Here is a 5,712-nt window from a genome sequence, read left to right as displayed (position 1 = left end):
GTGCAGGGGGTCGTCGGTGGCGACCGGGGTGCCGGTGACCTGGCCGCCCGTCCGGCGGACGCTCTCCAGTGCCGCGCCGAGGTCGCGGGTGCGGACCGTCCAGCCGCTGTGGCCCAGGGAGCGGCCGGGGCGCTGGAGCGGGCGGCGGTCGACGCCGTGCTCGCCCTCGGCGGAGGTCACCTCGATGCGGGCCGTCTTCTCGCCGGCGAGGAACGCCAGCCGCATACGGGTGCCCGAGGGCAGGCCCGCGACCGTGTCGAACCCCGGCGAGGAGAACGTCACGTCGTACCAGACGGACATGCCGAGGCCGTCCGGGCCCCAGAAGGCGGTCTCGGCGTCCGCGTCCGGGACGTGGCAGACCACGGAGGTGAGCTCGGTGTAGAGCCGGCCGGGGTCGGCGTCCCAGGCGGCGGTCCCGCGAACGGCCGCGGGCTGGACGAACACGACCGCGGTGCCGTCGGGCGCGGGGCACACGCCCTGGGTGACCATGACCTCGTTCTCGCCCACGGCCACGCCATAGGTGGCGGGCGGCGTCGACCAGTCGATGCCCGCCTCTGCGAACCGCGCGTGGGCGGTCTGGATGTCCTTGGCGTACATGTCGATGCCGATCAGCCCGTCGTCCAGGTTGTGCGGCTGCTCCGCGGGGCCGAGCGGCTCGGGGACCCGGACGAGGTGGATCCGGCCGGTGCCGGCGCCCGCCGCGGCGAGCGCCTTGGCCTCGACGTCGGCCGGGCCGGTTCCCCACAGCGCGTCCGCGGCGGCGGCCGGGACCACGCCCTCGGCGGCGACCTCGTAGCCGAGCCGGCCGCCGAAGAAGTCGAGGTGGGGACCGAAGTCGGTGACGCCGACGACCGCGGCGGTGATGCCCTCCACCAGCGGGTCCGAGCGGTGCTCACCCATAGCTGACCTCCTTGTTCCAATATGCGGAATACTGTTCCAACACTAGGGCCGCTGCCGCTAGGCTCACGGGCGGCGGCCGCCGACGCGCGCCGCCGGCCCCCCATCCGACCCTGTGACCAGGAGGAACCCCATGCGCGCCGGAGTCCCGGGCATGCCCATCAACACCAAGCACCTCGGTGAGTGGCGAGGGGAGTACATCCACCTCGACGCCGATGGGAAGATCATCGACCGGCACGCCTCGCACCTGCGCTGCTGGGTCCCCGAGGACGGCTCGTACGACATCTTCCAGGTCAACACCTACACGTGGCCGGACGGGCGCGTGCAGGCCCTGGAGTTCGGCGGCCGCATGCGGGGCGACGTCTGCCACTTCGACAACGAGCGGATCGTCGGCGAGATGAGCCAGGTCGACGACCAGTCGATCGTCCTCACGTGGTCGTACAGGAGCGACCCGGACAACTACCTGTACGAACTGATCCAGCTCTCCCGCGACGGACGGCACAAGTGCCGCACCTGGCACTGGATGGACGGCGACCGCCTCTACAAGAGGACGATCATCAGCGAGTCCAAGGTCGCCTGACCCCCGGCGGGGTTCAGGTTCCGGTGCCGAGGGGGCGGGCGCCGTCCGGCCACCAGTCCCCTGCGCCGTAGGGGTCGGCGAGGGGCTGGGATCCGTGCTCGTGGATGATGCACCAGCGGTCGCGCTCCGCGCGCAGCAGCCAGGTCATCCGCATGCGGAGCCGCCCCTCGCGGCCGTCCCCGTGCACGTCGTAGTCGACGACGCCGGTGACCTGGCCGAGGGTGTCGTTCTCGAACACGTGCGGGCCCTCGATCCAGCGGTAGCCGTCGATCCCGACGGGGGCCTCGAAGTACGCGCGCCAGCCCTGCTCGATGCGGTCGCCGCCGCGCGTCGTCCAGCGGGGGCCCTCGGGGAAGACGTAGGCGTCGGGCTCCTTGGAGAACGCGTCGAGGACGGCGTCGAGATCGCGGTCGATGACCGCCTGGAGCATGCCCTCGGTGGCGCTGAGCGGAGTCCTCATCGGTGCCCCTCCCTGTTCTGAGCAGTGAAAGAATGTTTCCTTGATGGACGGCTCCACGTTCCGTGCGCGATCATTCGCGTAGCGGAACGGTTTTACACTGAACGAAACGGATTTCCACCTGCACGTGGAAGGAACCACGTCGATGAGCAGCACCGCTCAACCGAGCGAGCCGTCCCCGCGCGCCGAGGAGCGCGGGGCCACCGGCCAGACCATCGCCACGGTGGAACGGGCCGCCGACGTCCTGATGTACTTCGCCGAGCAGCGCGCGGCGACCCTCGGCGTCACCGAGGTGGCCAACGCGCTCGGGCTGTCGAAGGCGGCTGTGCACCGCATCCTCACCTCGCTGCGCGGGCACGGGCTCATCGAACTGGACGGGGTAAGCCGCCGCTACTCGCTCGGCATGGGCGCGATGAAGCTCGGGATGGCCTACCTGGAGCGCCTCGACGTGCGGACGGTCGCCCGCCCCGAGCTCGTCGCGCTGTCCGAGCGCACCTCCGAGACCGCGACGCTGTCGGTCCGCTCCGGCTGGACGCGCTCCTACATCGACCAGGTGACGCCGCGCCGGGAGCTGATCATGTCGGTGACGCTCGGCGTCCCGTACCCGCTGCACGCGGGCGCGTCGTCCAAGGCGTTCCTGGCGTTCCTGTCGGACGACGAGATCGAGCACTACCTGGCGCAGCCGGCGCTGGAGCGGTTCACCCAGGCGACCATCGCCAACGGTTCGCGGCTGCGGCGGGAGATCGAGGAGATCCGCGGGCGCGGGTACGCCCGCTCGAACGCCGAGCGGCAGGCGGGCGCGGCCTCGGTCGCCGCCCCGATCCTCGACCAGCACGACCGGCCGATCGCCGTCATCAGCGTCAGCGGACCGATCGAGCGGTTCACCGAGGAGGCCGACGCCTGCGCGTCCGCCCTCCTCACGACCGTGCACCACCTCTCCGAACGCTTCGGCCACCGCCGCGCCTGACCCCGCGCCGCCCGCCGGACGCATCTAGTAGGCCGTGGTGCCGGGCTTGATCACGCCCAGCACGGCCGCGAGGACAACCATGGCCCAGATCATCAGGACGTAGGGAATGCTGCCCTGGACCGCGCCGCGGATGTCGCGCTCCACCTCGGGATCGCTGCCCTGGGTGAGCAGCCTGCCCCAGGCTGGGCCAAACGGTCTGAGCTTTACACGGATCATCAGTCCGCCGGCGATGCACAGGGCGTAGGCGACCACCTTGCCCGCGAGCCACTTGGGATCGGACGTGACGCCGAACGGCTCGTCCACCACGAAGGTGTAGGCGGCGGAGCCGAAGAGCACGAGGATGAGGCCGCCGCGGACGAGGAAGTCCGTCCGGTGCACAAAGGCGCCGAACCGGCCGGCGCCGCTGCGGTAGTCGGTGACGACGAGCCACAGCCAGACCAGCGAGAGCACCCAGACGGCGGCCAGCGGCCAGCCGTAGAAGATGTCCCGGCCCAGGTCATCGGCCGCCATCAGCGTGATGCCGCTGGGCAGGAACAGCACCAGGCAGATCCGCGGCGACATGTCGACCACGTGCATGATCTTCACGGCGACGCCGCGGGCCTCGGCCGAGAGCTCCTTCTTCAGGATGAACCGGCTGGAGTAGAAGACGCCGAGGTCGCCGCCGAGCCAGTAGGCGAACAGGACGATGTGGAGCAGTATCGCCCAGCTGTGCAGGGTGAACCCGTGCGTGCCGATCACGTGTCCTCCGTCGGGGGTGAATACATCAGACTATTATTCGTACCATTATTCCGGCTGGAGCGGAACATCGTTACGGTCTTCGGAACGCGTTCCCCTGGAGGTTCGGATGGCACGGCAGATCGACGTACGCGATCCTCGCACCGGGCGCGCGGACTACGCGCTCACCTGCGCGGACGCCGCGGAGGTCGAGGAGGCGGCGGCCCGCGCACGCGCCGCCCAGCGGGCGTGGCTCGCCCTCGGCGTCACCGGGCGGGTCGCCGCGCTGAACGCCTTCCGGGACGCGCTCGCCGAACGCGGCGACGCGATGGTGGAGGCGCTCGTCCGCGACACCGGCCGGCTTCCCGTCTCCCGGCTGGAGGTCGACAGCGTCCTGGCGTCCCTCGACCGATGGTGCGCCGGCGCGCCGGATCTGCTGGCCGGTGCCGGGACCGTCCCCTCCTCGATGCCCGGGATCGGCGTGCGGCAGGGCCCGCTGCCGTACCCGCTGGCCGGTGTGATCAGCCCGTGGAACTTCCCGCTGCTGCTCGCGATGATCGACGCCGTCCCCGCGCTGCTCGCCGGGTCCGCCGTCCTGCTCAAGCCGAGCGAGGTCACCCCCAGGTTCGCGACCGTGCTGCGCGACTGCGTCTCCGCCGTCCCCCGGCTGGACGGCGTGCTCACCGTCGTCGACGGGGACGGCGCGACGGGCGCGGCGGTCGTCGGCGCCGTCGACCTGATCTGCTTCACCGGCAGCGTCCGGACGGGGCGCGCGGTCGGCGCCGCGGCCGCGGCCCGGTTCATCCCCGCGTTCCTCGAACTCGGCGGCAAGGACCCCGTGATCGTCTGCGCGGACGCCGACCTCGACCGCGCCGCCCAGGCGATCCTCTACGGCGGGACGGTCAACACCGGCCACTCGTGCATGTCGATCGAGCGTGTCTATGTGGCCGAGCCCGCCTTCGAGGAGTTCGTGGACCTGCTGGTCGGACGGGCCCGCAAGGTCGGCCTGGCCTACCCGGAGATCACCGACGGCGAGCTCGGCCCGGTCATCTCCGCCGCGCAGGTCGGGATCATCGAGGACCAGCTCGCGGACGCGGCCGCCCGGGGCGCGACCGTCCGCTGCGGCGGCGAGATCCGCACCCTGGGCGGCGGCGTCTACCTGGAGCCGACCGTCCTCACCGGCGTCGACCACACGATGAAGGTCATGCGGGAGGAGACGTTCGGCCCGGTGCTGCCCGTCATGCCGTTCGCGGACGCCGACGAGGCGGTGGCGCTGGCCAACGACAGTGAGTTCGGCCTGTCCGCGGCCGTGTTCGCGGCCACGACCGAGGCGGCGCTGGCGGTCGGCGAACGGCTGGAGGTGGGCGGCATCAGCATCAACGACGCCTCCCTGACCGGCTTCGTCCAGGACGGCGAGAAGAACGCGTTCAAGTCATCGGGCCTGGGCGGCTCCCGGATGGGCCCCGCCTCCATCCGCCGCTTCCTCCGCCAGCGCTCCTTCCTGATCCGCTCCCCCGAGGACAAGGCCCCCTGGTGGTTCGCGTAACCGTGCGCGTAGCGAGCGGACGCCCGGCGCCCGGCCCGCGGAGGCCCGCCCGAGCGAGTCGCCGACGAGCGGCGGGCGGCGCCACCGCCGGTGACCTCGACACTCAAGTCACCGGGCGGCGGGGCTCAGGTCGTCTCGGGGCGGAGTTCGATTTCGATCCCGGCCGGGCCCCGCAGGGTGGTGGCGTCCAGCCGGGTGGCCCCTGCCTTGAGCAGGCGGGCGCGGGTCTCGTCCGGGTGGTCGCAGGCGAACACGAGGCGCCGCAGGCCGAGCGGGCGGTCGCTGAGGTCCTGGGGGTCCACGCCCGGCCCGGTGACCGTCATGAGCTCCAGCCGCGCCGGCGGGTGACCGGGGGCGACCAGGAACGTCATCCTGAAGCCCGCACCCGCCGGAAGGCCCATCATCCGCTCGAACTCCTCTCCCGACAACTCGCCCGAGAACAGGACCTCCAGCCCGCCGGCCGCGGTGAAGAACTCGATCGCGGCATCGTGGTCGGCCGCGACGAGCACGGCCGAGTGCAGCTCGCCGTGCACCCGGGCGGGGTCGCCCTC

General features: G+C 71.9%; 7 protein-coding genes. 3 read left to right on the top strand and 4 right to left on the bottom strand.

The features are described from left to right. Window positions 1-900, bottom strand: a 900-nt coding sequence (locus tag E1281_RS36625; RefSeq protein ID WP_131884293.1) for a hypothetical protein, incomplete at its 3' end; no start/stop codon positions are given. A gap of 130 nt (window positions 901-1,030) precedes the next feature. Here E1281_RS36625 and E1281_RS36620 point away from each other — a divergent pair. Next, on the top strand, window positions 1,031-1,477 hold the full coding sequence (locus tag E1281_RS36620; protein WP_131884292.1) for a DUF3598 domain-containing protein: 447 nt from the start codon (window positions 1,031-1,033) through the stop codon (window positions 1,475-1,477). A gap of 13 nt (window positions 1,478-1,490) precedes the next feature. Here E1281_RS36620 and E1281_RS36615 read toward each other — a convergent pair whose 3' ends face one another. After that, window positions 1,491-1,937, bottom strand: a complete 447-nt coding sequence (locus E1281_RS36615; RefSeq protein WP_131884291.1) for a nuclear transport factor 2 family protein — start codon at window positions 1,935-1,937, stop codon at window positions 1,491-1,493. A 142-nt stretch (window positions 1,938-2,079) separates the two neighbouring features. On the opposite strand from E1281_RS36615, the gene E1281_RS36610 reads away from it, so the two are divergent. Continuing rightward, window positions 2,080-2,901, top strand: coding sequence for an IclR family transcriptional regulator (locus E1281_RS36610; protein ID WP_131884290.1), 822 nt, complete (start codon window positions 2,080-2,082; stop codon window positions 2,899-2,901). 24 nt (window positions 2,902-2,925) lie between these two features. On the opposite strand, the gene E1281_RS36605 is transcribed toward E1281_RS36610, so the two are convergent. Next, window positions 2,926-3,639, bottom strand: a complete 714-nt coding sequence (locus E1281_RS36605; protein ID WP_243717759.1) for a hypothetical protein — start codon at window positions 3,637-3,639, stop codon at window positions 2,926-2,928. A 106-nt stretch (window positions 3,640-3,745) separates the two neighbouring features. On the opposite strand from E1281_RS36605, the gene E1281_RS36600 reads away from it, so the two are divergent. Further along, window positions 3,746-5,161: an aldehyde dehydrogenase family protein gene (locus E1281_RS36600; protein WP_131884289.1), complete on the top strand. Its 1,416-nt coding sequence runs from the start codon at window positions 3,746-3,748 to the stop codon at window positions 5,159-5,161. A 125-nt stretch (window positions 5,162-5,286) separates the two neighbouring features. On the opposite strand, the gene E1281_RS40835 is transcribed toward E1281_RS36600, so the two are convergent. After that, window positions 5,287-5,712, bottom strand: a 426-nt coding sequence (locus E1281_RS40835) for a hypothetical protein (protein WP_165959263.1), incomplete at its 5' end; no start/stop codon positions are given.

This window comes from Actinomadura sp. KC345 (genome assembly GCF_004348515.1).
GTDB lineage: Bacteria > Actinomycetota > Actinomycetes > Streptosporangiales > Streptosporangiaceae > Spirillospora.
Note: the sequence above shows the minus strand (reverse complement) of the source record. Positions and strands in the feature narration are given on the sequence as shown.